Source organism: Comamonadaceae bacterium OTU4NAUVB1 (genome assembly GCA_024372625.1).
GTDB lineage: Bacteria > Pseudomonadota > Gammaproteobacteria > Burkholderiales > Burkholderiaceae_C > Variovorax.
In genome coordinates this window covers 2,732,574-2,751,068 of sequence record CP099605.1, presented here as the reverse complement: position 1 = coordinate 2,751,068, position 18,495 = coordinate 2,732,574, and the positions used below count along the sequence as shown (strand labels likewise).

The window sequence follows — 18,495 nt, the reverse complement described above, 5'->3', positions numbered from 1 at the left end:
GCAACGACACGACGGGATTGAAGACTCGGACTTCGGAGGGGATAGCGTCCTGTCGCCGGCATCGGTAATGCGTGCACGCCCCGGACGGTGGCGTGACGCGGGAACTTCGTATGGCGGATGGCAGGTGCTGGTTGCCTCTCCCCGGAATTCGCGACCCACGGGGTCGGAGCTGACCACGCGATCGGTGCGCAGGGACTGGATTTTACAAGCGAGCATGTGTTTCCTAAGGGAAAACCCTATCGGAGGTGCGCTACCGTGCGTTCCCACCGTTTCACGACCCCTTCCAGACCATGCGACCCTTCAAGATCCCCGAATCCGTGCTGGTCGTGATGTACACGCCCGACCTTGACGTGCTGCTCATCCGCCGTGCCGACGCGCCCGATTTCTGGCAGTCCGTCACCGGCAGCAAGGACAGGGAGGACGAGCCGCTCGCGTTGACGGCCGCACGCGAGGTCGGCGAAGAGACCGGCATCGACTGCGGACGCGGCAGCGCGTTCGAGGCGCGGCTGGTCGACTGGCGCCTGCGCAACGTCTACGACATCTATCCGCAATGGCGCCGTCGCTACGCTCCCGGCGTGACGCGCAACACCGAGCACCTGTTCGGTCTGTGTCTGCCGCACCGCATCGAGCCGGTCCTCGCCCCGCGCGAGCACACGGCGTGGCAGTGGCTTCCGCACCGCGAGGCGGCCGACCGCTGCTTTTCGCCTTCCAACGCCGAAGCCATCCTGCTGCTGCCACAATTCGCGCCATGAATGCCACGACGGCCCCCCTTCTGCGGGTGGCGACCTACAACATCCACAAGGGCGTCCAAGGCATCGGCCCGGCGCGCCGCCTGGAAATCCACAACCTCGGCCACGCGATCGAACAGCTCGATGCCGACATCGTGTGCCTCCAGGAAGTGCGCAAGATGAACCGCATGGGGGCCCGGCGCTTCGCCCGCTGGCCCGAACAGCCGCAGGCCGACTTCCTGGCCCCTGAAGGCTATACGGCGGTCTACGAGACCAACGCGGTCACGCGCCATGGCGAGCACGGCAACGCGCTGCTCACACGGTGGCCCGTGGTGCGCACGGGGCATCAGGACATCTCCGATCACCGCTTCGAACAGCGGGGTCTCCTGCATGTGCTGATCGACGTCGACAGTGTCCCGGTCCACGCCATCGTGGTCCACCTGGGCCTCATCAAGGGCAGTCGCGTGCGGCAGGTGAGCCGGCTGCGCGAGTTCATCGAGCGCGAGATACCGCCCGACGAGGCGGTCATCGTGGCGGGCGACTTCAACGACTGGGGGGCGCGCATGCGCCACGCGATGAACGCGATGGACATGCGAGATTCCAGCGACCTGCGCGGTCCGCCCACGCTCACCTACCCGTCGCGCCTGCCGGTGACGCAGCTCGACTTCATCTACGCTCGCCGGGTGGTGCCGGTGTCCTGCAGCGTCCCGCGCGGCCCGGTCTGGGCGCGCATGTCGGACCACCTGCCGTTGATCACCGAATTCTCCCTCCCCACGCTCTCGCATTTCGCCGAGGGTGAACGCGAGTTCACCCGCTGATAGGATTTGTACATGTCAAGGACGATCGATGCCTCTCCAGGCACCGCAGCAAGCACGCAAGAAGAAGAAGGCACGCCGGTCTCAGTCAAGATCCGTGAACGCCTGAGGGCGGCGCGGCGGCGCTTCAACGCCAACGACAACATCGCCGAGTTCCTTCAGCCTGGCGACTTGGAGGCGTTGCTCGACGAGGTCGAGGTCAAGATGAAAGGCGTGCTGGAGAGCCTGGTGATCGACATCACCAACGACCACAACACCGACAACACTGCGCGCCGGGTGGCCAAGATGTACCTCAATGAGGTATTCCAGGGGCGCTACGTGCCGCCTCCCAAGCTCACCGAGTTCCCCAACGCCGAACACCTCAACGAGTTGATGATCGTGGGCCCCATCACGGTGCGCAGTGCCTGCTCCCATCACTTCTGCCCGATCATCGGAAAGCTGTGGATCGGCGTCATGCCCAACGAGCACACCAATGTCATCGGTCTCTCGAAATACGCCCGTCTGGCGGAATGGATCATGGGAAGGCCCCAGATCCAGGAGGAAGCGGTGGTTCAGCTTGCCGACCTGATCCAGCAGAAGACGCAACCCGATGGCCTGGCGCTCGTCATGGAAGCGGAGCATTTCTGCATGGCGTGGCGGGGTGTGAAGGAGATGGACAGCAAGATGATCAATTCCGTCATGCGCGGCGTGTTCCTGAAGGATCCCAACCTGCGTCGTGAATTCCTTTCGCTTCTGCCACGCCAACGCTGAAAGCCACCCATGCTCGTCCGTCTCCTGTACGCCAGCCGCGCCGTCGACGACAGTCCCCAGTCGATCGACACGATCCTCGCCCAGGCCCGTGTCCACAACACGGCTTGCGGCATCACCGGCATCCTGTGCTATGGCAACGGGGTGTTCCTCCAGGGCATCGAAGGCAGTCGCACCGCCGTCAACGACCTCTATGGACACATCCAGAAGGACCCGAGGCACAAGGACGTCGAGTTGCTGTATTTCGAGGAAATCGTCGAACGGTGTTTCGGAGGATGGACGATGGGACAGGTCCACCTCAGCCGTGTCCACGCTTCGACCCTGATGCGTTTTTCGGAACGGGCGGAACTCGATCCTTATTCGGCGTCCGGAGCGGTGTCCCTGGCATTGTTGAAGGAATTGATGGCGACCGCGGCCGTGGGCGTTCGAGGCTGAAGGCCGAATCATCTTGGGGCGTGCTGGCCGGAATTCTTGACGTCCTACAAACGCTCGGGAGAACCACCAACGTCCTGGGCATGCGCATCGCCCTAGATTGAATTCGTGGCCATAACGCCATGAAACCCATCCACGAAAAGGAAAAGCCATGAACAAAGACCAAGTCGAAGGACGCGTTGATCAAGTCAAGGGAAAGATCAAGGAAGTCGCGGGTCGTGTGACCGGCAACGACGAGCTTGAAGCCAAGGGCAACGTGGATCAAGCAGCCGGCAAGGTGCAGAGCACTTATGGCGATACCAAGGAAAAGGCCAAGGACGCGGTGAAGTCCGGCGCCGACAAGCTTTGATCGAATAAAGCGCAAAAAAGCCTGGCTTCGGCCAGGCTTTTTTATTTCCGACCAGTGTGGATCAAATAGGTCCGACGTGGGTCGCGACGACGCCCATCGATAGGGCTGCCGTCGATGTCAGCGTCCGTCGTCGCTCAGATCGTCGTTCAATTGGCCATGCATCAGCGTCGTGACCATGTCGGCCACATCGGAAGTCTTGAGCACGGCGGCCACCAAAGCGGTGAACGACAGCAGACGCCAGGGCTTGATGATCACCAGAAGCGCACCGGTGCCTGCGGCATATGCGATCAACTTGCCCGGCTGCTTTTTTGCATAGCGCTGGAGCAGGGGCTGGGCCAATTGAACCACGGCGTTTGCCGGGTGGCGACGCCACCAACGCGCACCGAAGCTCTGTGCCACTCCCAGCCAAGGCAGGCCGCTCAACAGGCCGCGCTTGGTCCTCGGACCTGCGGACGGTGTCGCGCGAGGTGGAATCGACGATGTGTTCGCAGTTCGTGCAGGCTTCGCATCCTGCTCGGCGACTTCACCGATCTGATTGAAGAGCGCACGCCGCGAAATCGCCAAGCGTTGCTGAGGTGTGAGACTCGAGTGATCAATGGCCATCGCGCGCTCCAGCAACGTGCAAGGCATGCAGATCTGCATCCAACTGGGCACGCAGGTCCTGGAATCCATGAAAAGTAGAGGGACGCAGGGCAACGGTGGCTGCGATCGCTGCGACGAGCAGGGTCAAGCCAGGAACCAGCAACAGCACCCAATGAAAGGAACCATTGACACCGCCCAGCATGACGGCGACACCTGCGAACACGAGTCCCAACAGCCCTGCAACCACTGCGACAGCGCCCGCAATGGCTTTCTTGATGACGTTGCGCTTGGCTTCCAGCGCTTCTGCCTTGATCAGGGCACCATAGTTCGCCACGTGGTCGGCGATAAGTTCAGGATGCCCCAACAAGGTGGAGTAGATAGGATGGAACATTGAATCAGCCGCCCGCAGACGAAAATCGGAATGAATTCAGCTGAAGCCCTGCTCAGCGCGCATTACATGCGACCGAAGCAAGGCTTCATCGATCTGGCGATCAGTACTCGTCGCGACCGCTTCGGCTGGCAAGGACGATCAGTGCCGTGATGGCTGCGCCCGCTGCAGCAGCGATCAGGACGGAACGCACGGGCTGATCGGAGATGTACCGGCCGGTCACGTCGGCAGCCTGTTCGAAGCGACGCTGTGCACGTGCGCTCGTGGTCGAAGCCGCTTCGAGGCCGCGTTGGACGGCCTGCTGAACACGCGCAGCGATCTGCTCGACCGCCGGTTCCGCTTCGCGACGCAGATCGCGGACCTTTTCGCCCGCTGCGTTGACCGCATTCTGTGCGTACGAGCGGGTGGTTTCGACGGCGTCGTTGGCGGTCTTGCTGGCGTCATCGGCAAATTGCGAAGCTGACTTGGTGTTCATGAAGAAATCCTTTCCTTGGTTCCATTGGATGTGCCGGCCAAATTTCTGTCGATGAAGCATTTTCAGCGCTTCAAATACATGAAATAAAGACAGATTGGTAATCTACCGCCTCGAAGTAAATCTCCTGTCAGTAGCAGGGGATTTGGGCCGTAGGATAGCAACGTATCGGTTGTGCGGCTCCAAAAAACCGGGCAAAGCCGATTCAGGGACGAAGCGGCAGCGTTGCGGTCAGCCGGGTGCCACTGCCCGGCGTCGATTCCACCACCAGTTCGCCTTGAGCAGCCTCGACGCGATGACGCATCCCGGCCAATCCATGTGTGGAAGCTCGGACATGGAGCGTGTCGAAGCCGCTGCCGTTGTCCGCCACTTCGATGGTGGCATGGCTGCCTTGGTTCATCATCGTGACCGTCACTTCGGTCGCCTTGGCGTACTTGCCGATGTTCGTCAGGCTTTCCTGCACCATGCGGTAGATGGTCAGCTGCCGGGATTCGTCGGTGTCGACCGGTTCGAGCACCATCTCGACCTGCAGGCCCGACTGGTCGGCGAATTCTCGGCCCAGGATTTCCAGGGACGCGACGAGCCCCAGGTTGGACAGCGACGATGGACGCAGGTCCTCGATGATGCGCCGTTTGAGCGCGATGCCGCTGTTGAGCAGTTCGGTCAGGTGCTGCAGGCGCTGCATCGCATCGGGCGCATCGGCGAGCCGCGACTTCAGGCGCGCCACGTCGAGTTTGGCGGCCGTGAGCAGCGAGCCGAGTTCGTCGTGCAGTTCGCGCGCCAGATAGCCTCGTTCGGTTTCGCGCACTTCCTGCAGGTGGGTGGCCAGTTCCTTCAGATTCGCCGTGCGCTCCTGCACCTGCGTTTCAAGCGCGTTGCGTTCGCCCTGAAGAATTTCCTGCTGACGCTCGCCGATGGAACGCATGGCGTGGGTCTGCCGCAGGTACAGCCAGAAGGCGACCCACGCGGTGGCGACGATCGCCACGATCCCCAGTCGTCCGAACCTCAACGCCTTCTCGATCTGCGTCTGGCCCTGCCGCAGGGCTTCGTTGCTCAGGCCGATGAGCAACTCGGTCTGGCCGCGGATGGCCGTCATCTCCTCGCGACCGATGTCGGTGGTCATGACGAACTTCCACGCCTGCTCGTCGCCGTCGCGACGCAGCCGGACACTCGTTTCCATCTCCGCGAGCTTGCGAGCCACATGGTGCGTGAGGACTTCGAACCGGCGCGCATCGTCCGGCCGATCCGCGTAGAGCCGTCGCAGTTCCTCCAGACGGCCTCCCACCTGTGTCACGGCGGTGTCGTAGGGTTCGCGATAGCTCGCCTCGCCAGTCAACAGGTAGCCACGCTGACCCGTTTCGGCATCCAGGACGTTCTGCATGAGCCGCAACAGTGTCGTGCGCACCTTCTGTGCGTTGCGCACGGTCTCCAGAGCCTGACCGGAACGCAGGTAACCGACCTCGTTGATGCCCACCACGGCCACCGCCGCCAGCGTGGCGAGCGTGAGTCCCAGGGCCATCTTCGAGAAAGCTATCCAACGCATGAGGTTTCCGCGAGATGCCAGCGATCCAAATTCGGGAATAATCGAAGCCGACCAACAATCAGCATATTGCGACGCTCAGCCGCGCAGGACAACGAATAAGGTAAATGATGATCAAGATCGGAATTGTGGACGACCACGCCATCGTGCGCTCCGGTTTGCGCCAGTTTTTCTCGGAGCATGTCGACCTCAGGGTGGTCGGTGAGGCAGGCACGGGACGCGAGGCCATCGAACTGGTGCGCACCACGGAGCTCGATGTGCTCGTCATGGACCTGTCGATGCCCGGCCAGAGCGGCATCGACGCCTTGGCCATGATTCGCGCCAAGGCCCCGGACGTGGGGATCTTGATCCTCAGCGGCTATCCGGAGGAGCACTACGCCATGAACCTCATCCGGCAGGGCGCCAGTGGTTACCTGAACAAGGAATGCGATCCGATCGAGATCGTCAACGCGATCCGTACGATCTCGCTGGGCCGGCGCTACATCACTCCCGCGGTGGCCGAGCTGCTTGCGCGCCAACTCGATCGCAAGGACGACGCAGCGCCCCACGAACAACTCTCCGAGCGTGAGTTCCAGGTGTTCCTGAAGCTCGCGAAGGGCGAAACGGCGGGCGACATCGCCAAGACGCTGTCGCTGTCGGTGAAGACGGTGAGCACTTACCGCACGCGTCTGATGGAAAAGATGAATCTTTCCTCCAACAGCGACCTGACCTACTACGCGTTGAAGAACAAGCTGATCGACTGATTCGCTGGACGACCGCAGGAAGCGGTTGACGACCGGAAGGCGCGATGCACTCTCGAGGGTATCGTGCCTTCGTCATTTTGGAAACAGTGTGTGTCCGACGTCGGTCGTGCCGATTCCTTGAACGGTCGAAGGATTCATGACAGGCCGGTGGGCCGTGCCGAAACCTGCGCCACGCAGAAATCGATCAATGCATCGATCTCGTTGGATTTGTCGAAAACCGCGTCGGCACCGAGCTGCATGCAGCGCTTTCGGATATCGATGGTGGCGTAGTTGCTCAGAACGATCATCTTCTGATGCGGCAGGCGTTCCGCGCACCCCTGCAGGACGCCCAACCCGCTGCCCTGCTTCAGGAACAGATCAACGATCGCGAGTTCCCAGTTCCCGGTGTTGTGACCCAGCCAGTTCCTGGCTTCGTCTTCCGCCTCCGCGTAGCCGACCGTGACGATGCACGTCAACTCTTCCAGCGTGTCGACGAGGTTTTCGCGGATCGTGGCGTTGTCTTCGACGATGAAAGTTTTCAATCTGGAGTCCATGTCGGAGACACCCTTGTCGTGCAGCCGACCTCGGCATACAAACCTGGAATGAAAATCATCCTAGAAGCCGAAGCGAGAAATCCTGCAAGTCTTCAAGGTTTGAGGTCGTAGGAGCGCGCTTACCGGGTTTCCACCCGAGTGTTTCGTAGGTCACCTCGCACAGGTCATGAGGCTGCCAGACGACCGGGTCGCAATCCACGAACTCCGATGGTGCGCATTAGCGACTTGCTGATCCGCCTCGATGTCGCCATGGCAGGATGAACGACTCATGCAAAACACACACACATCGCGAAAAGTCCTCCTCAAACGCATTGGTCTCGCACTCGCATCGCTGGTGCTGGTTCTGGTCGTGGTCGTTGTCTTCTTCCCTTGGGACATGCTGCGTGGCCCGGTCAACCGCTATGTGAGCGAGAAGACGGGGCGCAAATTCGAAATCACCCGTCGCCTCGACGTGAGTTTGGGCCTGCGCACGGCGACCGTGCGGCTCGATGGCGTCGAGTTCGCCAATCCGGAATGGGCCCGCGATCCCTACCTCGTGCGGGCGGAGCGGGCCGAGGTCGACATCCGCATCTGGCCGCTGCTGGCCAGTCGCATCGTGCTGCCGCGAATCGTGCTGTCATCGCCCGCGGTGGGCCTCCAGATGGAAGCCGACGGTCGGCGGACCTGGGCTTTCGGCAAGGACACGTCGGAAGAAAAGAACACGCCGGAAATCGGCCAGGTGCAGGTCGACAAGGGCTCGGTGGATTTCCTGGCCAGGCACTTGGGCGTGGACCTGCATGCCGATGTGGATTTCGACAATGCCCGGGGCGACATGCCGCTGGATTACCGCGTCAAGGGAACCTACAAGAACCAGCCGCTGACGGCCCAGGGACGCACCGGCAACGTGCTGCAGTTGACGAAATCCTCTGCGGCGTCCCCACCGTTTCCGCTGGAGATCGACGCCGCCGCCGGCCAGACCCGGTTGAAGGCGACCGGGACGGTCGCCGCGCTGGAAGGATTCGACGGCATCCGTGCCGATTTCGCGTTGCGCGGACAAAGTCTTGGAGAGTTGTTCGCTCTGCTGGGCGTGGCGTTGCCGGACACTTCGCCCTATGCGGTGAGCGGTCGCATCGTGAAGGACGGCATGTCCTGGAAGGTCCAGGGCCTCCAGGGCAAGTTGGGGCTTTCCGACATCGAGGGGTCGATGGATTTCGATCAGGCGCAGAAGGTGCCGCAACTGCGTGGGGCGCTGCACTCCAAGGTCATGGACATGGACGACCTGGGGCCGTTGATCGGCTTGGCGCCCACGGAACGTTCCGCCAAGGCGATCGAGGGTGTCCAGGCCACGGCGTCGAAGCAGACCGCGCGCGCGGCCCCGGGCAGGGTGCTCCCGAACTCCACACTCGATTTCGCGCGCCTGCGCGCCGTCAATGCCGATGTGAAGTACACCGCCGATCGCATTCGCAATGTCCGCGATGTGCCGCTCGATCGCGGCAGCGTGCACGTCCTGCTCAAGGATGGTCTGCTGACCCTCGATCCCCTCGATCTCGGCCTGGCCGGCGGCAAGGTGGCCGGTGCGATCCGCATCGATGCCGCCCAGAATCCGGCGGACATCCGCGCGTCGCTCCAGGTCAACGCCGTGCAGATCAACCGGCTGATTCCGAAGGTGGAGACGATGCGCACCAGCCTCGGACGGCTCGACGGCCGGATCAACCTGTCGGGGCGTGGAAATTCGGTCGCGTCCTGGCTCGGCAACGCATCGGGCGATGTCGCCGCCATGACGGGACGGGGCGAATTCAGCAACCTGCTGCTCGAATTCATGGGCCTCGACGGCGCGGAGATCGTCAAGTTCTTCATCCGTGGCGATCGGAACGTCGTGCTGCGCTGCGCGGCCGTGGCGTTCGATGTCGACAAGGGCGTGATGGCGGGGCGCAGCCTGGTCTTCGATACCACCGACACCGTCTTCAATGCCGAGGGCAACCTCAATCTGGCCAAGGAGACGATCGATTTCGTCATCAAGCCGCAGCCCAAGGACATGAGCATCCTGTCGCTGCGAACGCCGCTGGTGATCGGCGGAACGCTCGAATCGCCCACGGCGGGCGTCGAGGCGACACCGCTCGTGGCGCGAGGGCTGGCGGCGCTGGCACTGGGCGCCATCAATCCGCTGCTTGCGCTGGCCGCGACGGTGGAAACGGGCCCGGGACAGAACGCCGACTGCCAGGAGGTACTCAGCGAGGCACGCACGCCGCAGTCCGCGGCTGCCAAGCAAGGGGCCGCCAAGGGCAAGGCCGCGAAACAGTAGGCGGATTCAGCTGGTGAAAACCGGCGATCGGTGACCGCACGTCGGGCACTCCGGATCGCGTGCGAGGCCGAAATGATCGAAGGTCACGTTCCGGCCGTCGAAAACCAGGAGGCGTCCCGCCAGCGAGGGACCGATGCCCGCCAGCAGCTTGATCACCTCGTTGGCCTGCAGGGTGCCGATGGTGCCGACGACCGTCGAAAAAGCGCCCAGGACGGCGCAACGCGTCTCCTCGAAGGTCGAATCGGGCGGAAAGACACAGGCATAGCACGGTGACAGCGGGTCCCTCGGATCGTAAACGCTCAGTTGGCCGTCGAAGCGGATGGCCGCGCCCGATACCAGTGGCACGCTGGCGCGCACGCAGGCGCGATTGACCTCGTGACGGGTGGCGAAGTTGTCGCTGCAATCGACCACGACGTCGACACCGGTCACCGCTCGGTCCAACCAGACGCGGTCGACCCGCTGCTCGTGGGTCGTGAGGACGATGCCAGGATTGAGCGCGTGCATCGCCAGCGCGGCGGATTCGACCTTCGACCGGCCCACCTGGGCCGTCCCGTGAGCGATCTGGCGGGGCAGGTTGGTGAGGTCGACGGTGTCGTCGTCCACCAGCGTGATGTGCCCGATGCCCGCCGCGGCGAGGTACAGGCACACGGGAGATCCCAGACCGCCCACGCCGACGACCAGGGCATGTGCGTCATCGAGGCGGGACTGGCCGTCGATGCCGAACTCCTCGAGCAGGATGTGCCGCGAATAACGCAGCAGCGCGGCGTCGTCCATGCAGGGCCTCGGATGGACCGAACGGGAAGGGCCGTCAACGGCCCATCCCGATCAGTTCTCCTTCTTCTCTTCCTTGTTCTCGACCACGACCTGGGTCTTGCTGGCGACCACGGGCACGCCCTTGAGGTTGTTGAGCGCCTGACGCAGCGGAAAGTCGTCGGCGCTGCCGAACTCGGGGGTCTTGCGATCCTGCGGCGGCTTCTTGGCTTCCTCCTCAAGGCGCTTGCGTGCCTCGTCGCGGGCCTTCTCGCGCTCGGGATCCTTCTGCTCGGGGCCCTGACCGCTGGCCAGATGCTTCTCGAGGTCGGCCTCGCGCATGCGCAGGGCGGCGTAGGGGCTGCCCTCGGCGGTTTCGTCGACCAGCACGTTGGGCACGATGCCCTTGGCCTGGATCGACGTGCCGTTGGGCGTGTAGTAGCGTGCCGTGGTGATCTTCAGGCCCGTGTCCGGACCCAGCGGGCGCACGGTCTGGACCGAGCCCTTGCCGAAGGTCTGGCTGCCGATGATGGTGGCGCGCTTGTGGTCCTGGAGCGCGCCGGCGACGATCTCGCTGGCCGAGGCCGAACCCTCGTTGACCAGGACCACGAGCGGCACCGTCTTGAGCGCGGCGGGCAGGTTGCGCAGGGCGTCGCTGTCGGTGGGACGGCGCTGATAGAACTCGGGCGCCGCCTTGTAGACCGCCTTGCTCTCGGTGAGCTGGCCGTCGGTCGACACCACCACGGCGTTGGCGGGCAAGAAGGCCGTGGAGATCGCCACGGCGGCGTCGAGCAGGCCACCCGGGTCGTTGCGCAGGTCGAGCACCAGACCCTTCAGGTTGGGGTCCTGCTTGTAGATCTCGTCGACCTTCTTGACGAAATCGTCGACCGTGCGCTCCTGGAACTGCGACAGGCGGATCCAGGCATAGCCCGGCTCCACGACCTTGCCGCGCACGGACTGCGTGCGGATCTCCTCGCGCGTGATCGTGACCGGGAAGCTGCGGTTCTCGTCCTTGCGGAAGACCGTCAGCAGCACCTTGGTATTGGCGTCGCCGCGCATCTTCTTGACGGCATCGTTGAGCGACAGGCCACGCACGGCCGTGTCGTCGATGCGGGTGATCATGTCGTTGGGCTTGAGGCCGGCACGGAACGCGGGCGAACCCTCGATGGGAGAGACCACCTTGATCAGGCCGTCTTCCTGGGCGATCTCGATGCCCACGCCGACAAAGCGGCCGGACGTGCCTTCACGGAATTCCTTGAAGGACTTCTTGTCGAAATACTGGGAATGCGGGTCGAGTCCGGCGACCATGCCGGCGATGGCGTCGGAGATGAGCTTCTTCTCGTCGACGGTCTCGACATAGTCGCTCTTGACCATGCCGAAGACCGCTGCGAGCTGCTGCAGCTCCTCCAGGGGCAGCGGCGCGAGCGAGCCGCGCGCGACGGTCTGCAGCGAGACGGTGGTCAACACACCGGCAACGGCGCCGGCGGCGACCCAGCCGGTGATTTTCAGTTTCTGGCCCATGTGTGATTCCTTGTCGGCTGTCGGATCAATATACAGCCCGCTGCTTGGAAGCGATCGGCGCGCCACGGTTCCCCTGGCGCGCCGTCCGGTTACGCGCTCGTCAGGCCTTGCCCTGGGATGCGACGGCGGCGGCGGCCTTCGCCACGGCCTCGGCATCGCCCAGGTAGTAGTGACGCAACGGCTTGAGCTGCTCGTCCAGCTCGTAGACCAGCGGGATGCCGTTGGGGATGTTCAGCCCGACGATCTCGCTGTCGGAGATGCCGTCGAGGTACTTGACCAGGGCGCGGATCGAGTTGCCGTGCGCCGCGACCACCAGGCGGCGTCCGCTGCGGATCGCCGGCGCCATCGACTCGTTCCAGAACGGCAGCACGCGCGCGACGGTGTCCTTCAGGCATTCGGTCAGTGGAATCTGTTCCGGAGCCAGCTTGGCGTAGCGGAGGTCGCCGCGCTCGCTGCGCGGGTCGGCGGCATCGAGGGGCGGCGGCGGCGTGTCGTAGCTGCGGCGCCACACCAGCACCTGCTCGTCGCCGTACTTCTTGGCCGTCTCGCCCTTGTTCAGGCCCTGCAGCCCGCCGTAATGGCGTTCGTTGAGGCGCCAGGAATGCACCACCGGCAGCCAGGTGCGGTCGAGTTCGTCGAGCGTGTGCCAGAGCGTGCGGGTGGCGCGCTTGAGCACGCTGGTGTAGGCGACGTCGAAATCGTAGCCCTCCGCCTTGAGCAGCCGGCCGGCCTGCTTGGCCTGCTCGACGCCGGTGGGCGTCAGGTCGACGTCGGTCCAGCCGGTGAAGCGATTCTCGAGATTCCAGGTCGATTCGCCGTGGCGGATCAGTACCAGCTTGTGCATGAGGGAGGCCTTTGAGTGCGGGGGGGAGCGGACTGCGAAAGGCAGCATTCTAAAATCGGCGGTTTGCCATTCAAGGAACATCGTGAAATTCATCGTCGACAACTGGATGCTGATCCTGATCGCGCTGAGCTCGGGGGGCCTGCTGGCCTGGCCGCTGATCAACGGCGCGCGCGGCGGATCGCTCACGGCCCAGGGCGCGGTGCAGCTGATCAACCGCGAGCGCGCGGTCATGGTGGACGTGCGCGAACCCGACGAATTCGCCGCGGGGCACGCCACCGGCGCGCGCAACGTGCCCTTCGGCCAGCTCGAGCAGAAACTGACCGGCGCGGTCAAGAACAAATCCGTTCCGCTGCTGTTGATGTGCGCCAGCGGCACGCGTGCGCAGCGCGCGCTGGCGACGGCCAAGAAGCTCGGCTACGAGCAGGCCCAAGTCGTGGCGGGCGGGCTCAAGGCGTGGAAAGAGGCTAACCTGCCCATCGAGAAGGCCTGAGCCGGACGGCCCGACCGCTCTCCGCGCCGTCGCCCGGCGTCCACCTGGACGCTGACGGCATCCTCAACCCGACCACTCCTTCCTCATGCAAACCGTCAAGATGTACACGACGGCCGTCTGCCCCTATTGCATTCGCGCCAAGCAGATCCTCAAGTCCAAGGGCGTCGAGCAGATCGAGGAGATCCGCATCGACAGCGACCCGCAGGCACGTGTCGCCATGATGGCGTCGACGAAGCGCCGCACGGTGCCGCAGATCTTCATCGGAGAGACCCATGTCGGCGGCTGCGACGACCTGATCGCGCTCGACGGCCGCGGCGGCCTCGTGCCTCTGCTGCAGGGCGCCTGACCCTGAAGCGCGCGTGCCTCCGGGCACGCCGTAGCCGGCGATGGCACAGGCCATAATCGCCGGCTCCTTCCCCATCCGGCCTGCGATCGCGGGACTTCCGTGCTCGCCGCAGGCCTTCCATTCGACTTCGAAAGCTCAGCCATGGCCGACACTCCCGATCCCGTGTTCCAGATTCAGCGCGTCTACCTGAAGGACGTGTCGCTGGAGCAGCCCAACTCGCCCGGCATCCTGCTGGAGCAGGAACAGCCGACCGTCGACATCCAGCTCGGCGTCGATGCCCAGCCCGTGGCCGAAGGCGTCTTCGAAGTGACCGTCTCGGCCACCGTGCAGACCAAGATCGGCGACAAGACGGTCTTCCTGGTCGAGGCCAAGCAGGCCGGCATCTTCGAGATCCGCAACCTGCCGGAAGACCAGATGAGCCCGATCCTGGGCATCGCCTGCCCGCAGATCGTCTATCCCTACCTGCGTGGCAACGTGGCCGACCTGATCCAACGCGGCGGCTTCCCGCCGGTCCACCTGGCCGAGATCAACTTCCAGGCCATGTTCGAACAGCAGCAGGCGCAGGCCGCCGGCCAACCGTCGTCCGTCCTGACGCAGTGACCGCACCCGTCGCGCCGCCATGCCTCGCCGCCCGGCGGCGGGACGCACGACGGCGCGTTCGTCCGTGAAGATCTGCATCCTCGGCGCCGGTGCCTGGGGCACGGCCATGGCGGTCGGTGCCGCCGGACGGCACGACGTGACGCTCTGGGCGCGCGACGCGGCCCAGGCCGCCGCCATGGCGGCCACGCGCGACAACCTCCGCTACCTGCCCGGCATCGCACTGCCCTCGGCATTGCGCATCGTCGGCGGCGACGCCGCGCCGCCGGCACGCGCGGCCGACCTCGTCATCGTCGCGACGCCGATGGCCGCGTTACGCGCACAGCTCACGGCCTTGCGCGACCTCGACGCGCCGCTCGCCTGGCTGAGCAAGGGCATCGAACCGGCCTCCCGCGACGGCGCGGATGACGCCCGGGAGGAAAGCCACGGCCTGTTGCCGCACGAGGTCCAGGCACAGGTCGCGCCGCGCCTTCGCGCCGGAGCCCTGAGCGGACCGAGCTTCGCCCAGGAGGTCGCGCGCGGACAGCCCACCGCGCTGGTCGCCGCGAGCGCCCACGCGGACGTGCGCCAGGCGCTGGTCGATGCCTTCCACGGCCCCCGGCTGCGCGTCTACGCGAACGACGACATCGTCGGCGTGGAGGTGGGCGGCGCATTGAAGAACGTGCTGGCCATCGCGACGGGGTTGTGCGATGGCCTGTCGCTCGGTCTCAACGCGCGCGCGGCGCTCGTCACGCGCGGACTGGCCGAGATGACGCGCTTCGGCCTGGCGCTGGGCGCGCGGGCCGAGACGTTCATGGGCCTGTCCGGACTGGGCGACCTGGTGCTGACGTCGACCGGCGACCTGTCGCGCAATCGCAAGGTCGGCCTGCTGCTGGCCCAGGGCCAGACGCTGGCGCAGGCGGTGGCGTCGCTCGGCCACGTGGCCGAGGGGGTCCACTGCGCGCGCACCGTCGTGCAGCGCGCGGCCTACCTGGGCATCGACATGCCGATCGCCCGCAGCGTGGTCGCGCTGCTCGACGGCCGCATGCGGCCGGCCGAGGCGGTGGTCGAGCTGATGGGACGCGGGCCGGGCGTCGAGCCCTGAGGATCCGGCGCGCACTCGACTCGTCGCTTCGGGTCGACGGCACGCGTGCTACGAGAGCTTTTCCTTGACGTAGGACGGCCGGTCCATGTCGACGATCTCCACGCTCAGTTGGACCAGCACGCCCGCGGGACGCGGCGCGAGCCGGCGCAGCACGTCGGCGATGCGGCCGGTCAGGTCCTGCTTGGTTGGCGCATCGCGCCCCGACAGCAGACGCAGCTGGGCGTGGACGAAGGCGCGATCGGCGGGCGCGGTGCCGATGGCGAAACGCGAGACCGGGACGAAGCGCGTCTTCAGGTCGGACTCGCTCAGGATCTCCGGGCTGGCCGTGACGGCGGTGTTGAGTTCGTCGAGCACCCGGGCCTCCGGGAAGTCGGGCAGGTTGCTGGTGTATTCGATGATCAGGTGGGGCATGGCGGACCTTTTGCTTTCGTTCGATGCGGTTGGGGACGGGGATTCAGGACAGTTCGAGCACGCAGGCGTCGCCCGAGGACTCGCGCCAGACGCGCACGCTGCTGACCGCCGGGCGCAGGTCGGCCAGGGCGGTGGCGATGAACACGCACAGGTTCTCCAGCGTGGCGGGGCCGAGGCCGGGCACGTCGTCGAGCAGATGGTGGTCGAGCCGCTCGCGCAGGGCGTCGCAGCGCGCGCGCAGGTGGCCCAGGTCGATGACCATGCCGGTGACTGCGTCGCGCGGGCCGCGCACGGCGACCTCGGCACGGTAGGTGTGGCCGTGGATGCGGCGGCTGCCCTCGGTCTCGATCTCGCGCTGGAGGGTATGGGCGGCGTCGAAGAAGAAGCGTTGGCTGAGGGTGAATTGCGGGAAGGACATGGCGTCGATGAAACGGAGGGCGAGCGGGCGCCCGGAAGGAAGCGGCCCGCGGGTCAGCGGATGCCGGTCAGCTTGTGGGTCTGCAGGCTCAGGCGCCAGGACGGGTGGCGCAGGCAGGTGTCGATGCACAGGGCGATGTTCTCGGCCTGCGCCGGGCCGTCCATGGGCTGCAGGAAGCGGTGCTCGAATTCGCTGTCGGCGCGCAGGCGTTCCAGGTCGAGTCCGGGCTGCGGCCACACCACCTTGAGTTCCTGCCCGCTGCGCTGCACCCACGGCGCGCCGGCCTTGGGGCTGATGCACAGCCAGTCGATGCCCTCGGGAGCGACGACGGTGCCGTTGCTCTCCACCGCGATGCGGAAGCCGCGCGCGTGCAGGGCGTCCACCAGCGCGGCATCGACCTGCAGCAGCGGCTCGCCACCGGTCAGCACCGTCAGGCGCGCGCCGGTCGCGCCGTCGTCGGCCGGCCACTGCGCGGCGATGGTGTCGGCCAGCCGGTCCGCGTCGGGGAACTTGCCCCCGAGCGTGCCGTCGGTGCCCACGAAGTCGGTGTCGCAGAACCGGCAGACGGCGCGCTCGCGATCGGCCTCGCGCCCGCTCCAGAGGTTGCAGCCGGCGAAGCGGCAGAACACGGCCGGCATGCCGGCCTGACCGCCTTCGCCCTGCAGGGTGTAGAAGATTTCCTTGACGCTGTAGCTCATGGGGGACTCGATGAAGGGTCGATCGGTGGCGCCGTGCGCGCGGCCGGCATCGGGCGCTGGCGGGCGCCGGGATGGGAGGCCTCAGGTGGGGACATAGGCCAGCCGCACGTAGATCGGCGCGAAGGCCTCGGCCTGCGTGATGTCGATCAGCGTCTCCTTGGCGAGTTCCAGCATCGCGATGAAGGTCACCACCAGCACCGGCACGCCGCGCGTGACGTCGAACAGCCGCTCGAACTCGACGAAGCGCCGCCCCTGCAGATGGCGCAGCACGATGCTCATGTGCTCGCGCACGCTCAGGGCCTCGCGCGAGATCGTGTGGTGCTGCACCAGCTTCGCGCGCCGCAGGACGTCGGCCCAGGCGTTGCGCAGGTCGGTCGGATCGACGTCGGGAAAGCGTGGCGCGCGCGACTGCTCGACGTGCGCCTGGGCGGCCCAGTGGTCGCGCCCGAGCGTCGGCGTGGCCCCCAGGGCGGCGGCCTGGCGCTTGGCCTGCTCGTATTCCAGCAGGCGCCGAACGAGTTCGGCGCGCGGGTCCTCGGCTTCCTCGCCGTCGGCCACGCGCTTGGGGGGCAGCAGCATGCGCGACTTGATCTCGATGAGCATCGCCGCCATCAGCAGGTACTCGGCGGCGAGTTCGAGGTGCGTGCGCCGCACCTGGTCGACGTAGGCGAGGTATTGCCGGGTCAGCCCCGCCATCGGGATGTCGAGGATGTTGAAGTTCTGCTTGCGGATCAGGTAGAGCAGCAGGTCCAGCGGGCCTTCGAAGGCGTCGAGGAAGACCTGCAGCGCCTCGGGCGGGATGTAGAGGTCGTTGGGCAGCGAGAAGAGCGGCTCGCCGTAGAGGCGCGCCAGCGCGATCGGATCGATGTCCTCGTGCGGGGCGGCTCGGAGGGAAGAAGAGAGGTCCGCGCCGTCCGGCGCGACGGCCGGCAAGGCGTGCACCGGCCTACTTCGCCTGCGTCTGGTAGACGTAGGGCTGCTGGGGCACCTTCGCGTCCAGGTCGTCCTTCAGGACGCCGAGGTCGACGGGCTGTTTGTCCCACAGCAGCGCGCGGCCGGTACGCTGGTCGGCCTCGAGGTGCGGCCGCTTCTGCTTGAGTTCGTCGATGAACTGCGTGAACTCGGAGGTGTAGTGGGGACGATTGAAGATGGACATAGACTGAAACCCTTTGCATCGATTTTACGGGGGACGGCATGTCAACACGCTTCGGTGGGAACCGGCTGGCGACTTCGCTGGCGGCACTGGCGGTGGCGGGGTCGGCCGTGCTGACGCTGTCGGGGTGCGATCCGCAGCGCATCGAACAGCTCGAGGAGGGCGTCTCCACCGAGGCGGACGTGCGCACGCGCTTCGGCCAGCCCGAGAACGTCTGGGACGCCCCGGGCGTGCCGGGCGGCCGGGTGCTCGAATACAACCGCCAGCCGCAGGGCCAGAAGAACTACATGATCACCATCGGCGCGGACGGCCGCATGAGCGCGCTGCGCCAGGTGCTCACGCCCGAGAACTTCGCCCGCGTGCGCCCCGGCATGGCGATGGAGGACGTGCGCAAGCTGCTGGGCAAGCCCGCGAGGGTCATGCCCTACGCGCTCAAGCGCGAGAGCGAATGGGAATGGCGATGGGTGCAGCCGCCGAACACGCCGATGGTCTTCACCGTCGTGCTCGACCGCGACCAGCGCGTGGTGCGCAGCGGATCGTCCCCCGACCGCGCCGCCGAGCCGAACTGAGGCG

At 65.6% G+C, this 18,495-nt stretch carries 25 protein-coding genes; 12 read left to right on the top strand and 13 right to left on the bottom strand.

The window, feature by feature from the left end; all coding sequences use genetic code 11:
- Positions 1–290: 290 nt before the first annotated feature.
- The 5 genes from nudB to NF681_16315 all read left to right on the top strand — a co-directional run bounded on the left by nudB (position 291) and on the right by NF681_16315 (position 3,071).
- A complete protein-coding gene (nudB, locus tag NF681_16335) occupies positions 291–752 on the top strand; it encodes a dihydroneopterin triphosphate diphosphatase (GenBank protein ID UST53849.1) in 462 nt (153 codons plus the stop codon).
- Positions 749–1,546 (top strand): endonuclease/exonuclease/phosphatase family protein, encoded by a 798-nt coding sequence (locus NF681_16330; protein UST53848.1) that lies wholly within the window; start codon positions 749–751, stop codon positions 1,544–1,546. Before nudB ends, NF681_16330 begins: the two co-directional genes overlap by 4 nt.
- A 12-nt stretch (positions 1,547–1,558) precedes the next feature.
- The gene (locus NF681_16325) at positions 1,559–2,293 is read left to right on the top strand and encodes a GTP cyclohydrolase I (GenBank protein UST53847.1); all 735 of its coding nucleotides are present in this window, start codon (positions 1,559–1,561) and stop codon (positions 2,291–2,293) included.
- A 9-nt stretch (positions 2,294–2,302) separates the two neighbouring features.
- Positions 2,303–2,725, top strand: a complete 423-nt coding sequence (locus tag NF681_16320; protein ID UST53846.1) for a BLUF domain-containing protein — start codon at positions 2,303–2,305, stop codon at positions 2,723–2,725.
- A gap of 148 nt (positions 2,726–2,873) precedes the next feature.
- The gene (locus NF681_16315) at positions 2,874–3,071 is read left to right on the top strand and encodes a CsbD family protein (protein UST53845.1); all 198 of its coding nucleotides are present in this window, start codon (positions 2,874–2,876) and stop codon (positions 3,069–3,071) included.
- 117 nt (positions 3,072–3,188) lie between these two features.
- Here the strand turns inward: NF681_16315 and NF681_16310 are convergent, their stop codons facing one another.
- The 4 genes from NF681_16310 to NF681_16295 form a co-directional block, all read right to left on the bottom strand.
- Positions 3,189–3,674 carry a hypothetical protein gene (locus NF681_16310; protein ID UST53844.1) on the bottom strand — a complete coding sequence of 162 codons (486 nt, stop codon included), beginning with the start codon at positions 3,672–3,674 and terminating at the stop codon, positions 3,189–3,191.
- Positions 3,664–4,044, bottom strand: a complete 381-nt coding sequence (locus NF681_16305) for a phage holin family protein (protein ID UST53843.1) — start codon at positions 4,042–4,044, stop codon at positions 3,664–3,666. The genes NF681_16310 and NF681_16305 overlap by 11 nt, the downstream gene beginning before the upstream one ends.
- A 100-nt stretch (positions 4,045–4,144) precedes the next feature.
- Positions 4,145–4,516, bottom strand: a complete 372-nt coding sequence (locus NF681_16300; GenBank protein UST53842.1) for a hypothetical protein — start codon at positions 4,514–4,516, stop codon at positions 4,145–4,147.
- A 202-nt stretch (positions 4,517–4,718) separates the two neighbouring features.
- On the bottom strand, positions 4,719–6,032 hold the full coding sequence (locus tag NF681_16295; protein ID UST53841.1) for a CHASE3 domain-containing protein: 1,314 nt from the start codon (positions 6,030–6,032) through the stop codon (positions 4,719–4,721).
- Positions 6,033–6,163: 131 nt separating this feature from the next.
- Here NF681_16295 and NF681_16290 point away from each other — a divergent pair, with 131 nt between their 5' ends.
- Positions 6,164–6,796 carry a response regulator transcription factor gene (locus tag NF681_16290; GenBank protein ID UST55813.1) on the top strand — a complete coding sequence of 211 codons (633 nt, stop codon included), beginning with the start codon at positions 6,164–6,166 and terminating at the stop codon, positions 6,794–6,796.
- Between the two features lie 134 nt (positions 6,797–6,930).
- Here NF681_16290 and NF681_16285 read toward each other — a convergent pair whose 3' ends face one another.
- Positions 6,931–7,329 carry a response regulator gene (locus tag NF681_16285; protein UST53840.1) on the bottom strand — a complete coding sequence of 133 codons (399 nt, stop codon included), beginning with the start codon at positions 7,327–7,329 and terminating at the stop codon, positions 6,931–6,933.
- Between the two features lie 268 nt (positions 7,330–7,597).
- On the opposite strand from NF681_16285, the gene NF681_16280 reads away from it, so the two are divergent.
- Positions 7,598–9,610 carry an AsmA family protein gene (locus tag NF681_16280; protein ID UST53839.1) on the top strand — a complete coding sequence of 671 codons (2,013 nt, stop codon included), beginning with the start codon at positions 7,598–7,600 and terminating at the stop codon, positions 9,608–9,610.
- A gap of 6 nt (positions 9,611–9,616) precedes the next feature.
- On the opposite strand, the gene moeB is transcribed toward NF681_16280, so the two are convergent.
- The 3 genes from moeB to gpmA all read right to left on the bottom strand — a co-directional run bounded on the left by moeB (position 9,617) and on the right by gpmA (position 12,725).
- Positions 9,617–10,384, bottom strand: a complete 768-nt coding sequence (gene moeB, locus NF681_16275; protein UST53838.1) for a molybdopterin-synthase adenylyltransferase MoeB — start codon at positions 10,382–10,384, stop codon at positions 9,617–9,619.
- A 51-nt stretch (positions 10,385–10,435) separates the two neighbouring features.
- Positions 10,436–11,881: a S41 family peptidase gene (locus NF681_16270; GenBank protein ID UST53837.1), complete on the bottom strand. Its 1,446-nt coding sequence runs from the start codon at positions 11,879–11,881 to the stop codon at positions 10,436–10,438.
- Between the two features lie 100 nt (positions 11,882–11,981).
- Positions 11,982–12,725, bottom strand: coding sequence for a 2,3-diphosphoglycerate-dependent phosphoglycerate mutase (gene gpmA / locus NF681_16265; protein UST53836.1), 744 nt, complete (start codon positions 12,723–12,725; stop codon positions 11,982–11,984).
- Positions 12,726–12,807: 82 nt separating this feature from the next.
- Between gpmA and NF681_16260 the strand changes: the two genes are divergently transcribed.
- From NF681_16260 to NF681_16245, 4 genes are all read left to right on the top strand, one after another.
- Positions 12,808–13,215 carry a rhodanese-like domain-containing protein gene (locus NF681_16260; protein UST53835.1) on the top strand — a complete coding sequence of 136 codons (408 nt, stop codon included), beginning with the start codon at positions 12,808–12,810 and terminating at the stop codon, positions 13,213–13,215.
- A gap of 85 nt (positions 13,216–13,300) precedes the next feature.
- Positions 13,301–13,561: a glutaredoxin 3 gene (gene grxC, locus NF681_16255; GenBank protein ID UST53834.1), complete on the top strand. Its 261-nt coding sequence runs from the start codon at positions 13,301–13,303 to the stop codon at positions 13,559–13,561.
- A 141-nt stretch (positions 13,562–13,702) separates the two neighbouring features.
- Positions 13,703–14,161, top strand: a complete 459-nt coding sequence (gene secB / locus NF681_16250) for a protein-export chaperone SecB (protein ID UST53833.1) — start codon at positions 13,703–13,705, stop codon at positions 14,159–14,161.
- Between the two features lie 64 nt (positions 14,162–14,225).
- Positions 14,226–15,242, top strand: a complete 1,017-nt coding sequence (locus tag NF681_16245; GenBank protein ID UST55812.1) for an NAD(P)-dependent glycerol-3-phosphate dehydrogenase — start codon at positions 14,226–14,228, stop codon at positions 15,240–15,242.
- A 48-nt stretch (positions 15,243–15,290) separates the two neighbouring features.
- Here NF681_16245 and NF681_16240 read toward each other — a convergent pair whose 3' ends face one another.
- The 5 genes from NF681_16240 to NF681_16220 all read right to left on the bottom strand — a co-directional run bounded on the left by NF681_16240 (position 15,291) and on the right by NF681_16220 (position 17,925).
- A complete protein-coding gene (locus tag NF681_16240) occupies positions 15,291–15,653 on the bottom strand; it encodes a 5-carboxymethyl-2-hydroxymuconate Delta-isomerase (GenBank protein UST53832.1) in 363 nt (120 codons plus the stop codon).
- 43 nt (positions 15,654–15,696) lie between these two features.
- Positions 15,697–16,071: a 6-carboxytetrahydropterin synthase gene (locus NF681_16235; GenBank protein UST53831.1), complete on the bottom strand. Its 375-nt coding sequence runs from the start codon at positions 16,069–16,071 to the stop codon at positions 15,697–15,699.
- A 53-nt stretch (positions 16,072–16,124) separates the two neighbouring features.
- Entirely contained in the window at positions 16,125–16,769 is a 645-nt protein-coding gene (gene queE / locus NF681_16230) for a 7-carboxy-7-deazaguanine synthase (GenBank protein UST53830.1), read from the bottom strand.
- An 81-nt stretch (positions 16,770–16,850) separates the two neighbouring features.
- Complete coding sequence (locus NF681_16225; GenBank protein ID UST55811.1) at positions 16,851–17,636, bottom strand: segregation/condensation protein A; 786 nt, start codon at positions 17,634–17,636, stop codon at positions 16,851–16,853.
- 79 nt (positions 17,637–17,715) lie between these two features.
- Positions 17,716–17,925 carry a DUF3460 family protein gene (locus NF681_16220; GenBank protein UST53829.1) on the bottom strand — a complete coding sequence of 70 codons (210 nt, stop codon included), beginning with the start codon at positions 17,923–17,925 and terminating at the stop codon, positions 17,716–17,718.
- Between the two features lie 38 nt (positions 17,926–17,963).
- On the opposite strand from NF681_16220, the gene NF681_16215 reads away from it, so the two are divergent.
- Positions 17,964–18,491 carry an outer membrane protein assembly factor BamE gene (locus NF681_16215; protein ID UST53828.1) on the top strand — a complete coding sequence of 176 codons (528 nt, stop codon included), beginning with the start codon at positions 17,964–17,966 and terminating at the stop codon, positions 18,489–18,491.
- Positions 18,492–18,495 lie beyond the last annotated feature (4 nt).

What these genes read in the sequence shown, in the direction of transcription:
- nudB (UST53849.1), top strand. Translation starts at nt 291, where the DNA reads ATGCGACCCTTCAAGATCCCCGAATCCGTGCTGGTCGTGATGTACACG.
- NF681_16330 (UST53848.1), top strand. Translation starts at nt 749, where the DNA reads ATGAATGCCACGACGGCCCCCCTTCTGCGGGTGGCGACCTACAACATC.
- NF681_16325 (UST53847.1), top strand. Translation starts at nt 1,559, where the DNA reads ATGTCAAGGACGATCGATGCCTCTCCAGGCACCGCAGCAAGCACGCAA.
- NF681_16320 (UST53846.1), top strand. Translation starts at nt 2,303, where the DNA reads ATGCTCGTCCGTCTCCTGTACGCCAGCCGCGCCGTCGACGACAGTCCC.
- NF681_16315 (UST53845.1), top strand. Translation starts at nt 2,874, where the DNA reads ATGAACAAAGACCAAGTCGAAGGACGCGTTGATCAAGTCAAGGGAAAG.
- NF681_16310 (UST53844.1), bottom strand. Translation starts at nt 3,674, where the DNA reads ATGGCCATTGATCACTCGAGTCTCACACCTCAGCAACGCTTGGCGATT.
- NF681_16305 (UST53843.1), bottom strand. Translation starts at nt 4,044, where the DNA reads ATGTTCCATCCTATCTACTCCACCTTGTTGGGGCATCCTGAACTTATC.
- NF681_16300 (UST53842.1), bottom strand. Translation starts at nt 4,516, where the DNA reads ATGAACACCAAGTCAGCTTCGCAATTTGCCGATGACGCCAGCAAGACC.
- NF681_16295 (UST53841.1), bottom strand. Translation starts at nt 6,032, where the DNA reads ATGGCCCTGGGACTCACGCTCGCCACGCTGGCGGCGGTGGCCGTGGTG.
- NF681_16290 (UST55813.1), top strand. Translation starts at nt 6,164, where the DNA reads ATGATCAAGATCGGAATTGTGGACGACCACGCCATCGTGCGCTCCGGT.
- NF681_16285 (UST53840.1), bottom strand. Translation starts at nt 7,329, where the DNA reads ATGGACTCCAGATTGAAAACTTTCATCGTCGAAGACAACGCCACGATC.
- NF681_16280 (UST53839.1), top strand. Translation starts at nt 7,598, where the DNA reads ATGCAAAACACACACACATCGCGAAAAGTCCTCCTCAAACGCATTGGT.
- moeB (UST53838.1), bottom strand. Translation starts at nt 10,384, where the DNA reads ATGGACGACGCCGCGCTGCTGCGTTATTCGCGGCACATCCTGCTCGAG.
- NF681_16270 (UST53837.1), bottom strand. Translation starts at nt 11,881, where the DNA reads ATGGGCCAGAAACTGAAAATCACCGGCTGGGTCGCCGCCGGCGCCGTT.
- gpmA (UST53836.1), bottom strand. Translation starts at nt 12,725, where the DNA reads ATGCACAAGCTGGTACTGATCCGCCACGGCGAATCGACCTGGAATCTC.
- grxC (UST53834.1), top strand. Translation starts at nt 13,301, where the DNA reads ATGCAAACCGTCAAGATGTACACGACGGCCGTCTGCCCCTATTGCATT.
- secB (UST53833.1), top strand. Translation starts at nt 13,703, where the DNA reads ATGGCCGACACTCCCGATCCCGTGTTCCAGATTCAGCGCGTCTACCTG.
- NF681_16240 (UST53832.1), bottom strand. Translation starts at nt 15,653, where the DNA reads ATGCCCCACCTGATCATCGAATACACCAGCAACCTGCCCGACTTCCCG.
- NF681_16235 (UST53831.1), bottom strand. Translation starts at nt 16,071, where the DNA reads ATGTCCTTCCCGCAATTCACCCTCAGCCAACGCTTCTTCTTCGACGCC.
- queE (UST53830.1), bottom strand. Translation starts at nt 16,769, where the DNA reads ATGAGCTACAGCGTCAAGGAAATCTTCTACACCCTGCAGGGCGAAGGC.
- NF681_16220 (UST53829.1), bottom strand. Translation starts at nt 17,925, where the DNA reads ATGTCCATCTTCAATCGTCCCCACTACACCTCCGAGTTCACGCAGTTC.
- NF681_16215 (UST53828.1), top strand. Translation starts at nt 17,964, where the DNA reads ATGTCAACACGCTTCGGTGGGAACCGGCTGGCGACTTCGCTGGCGGCA.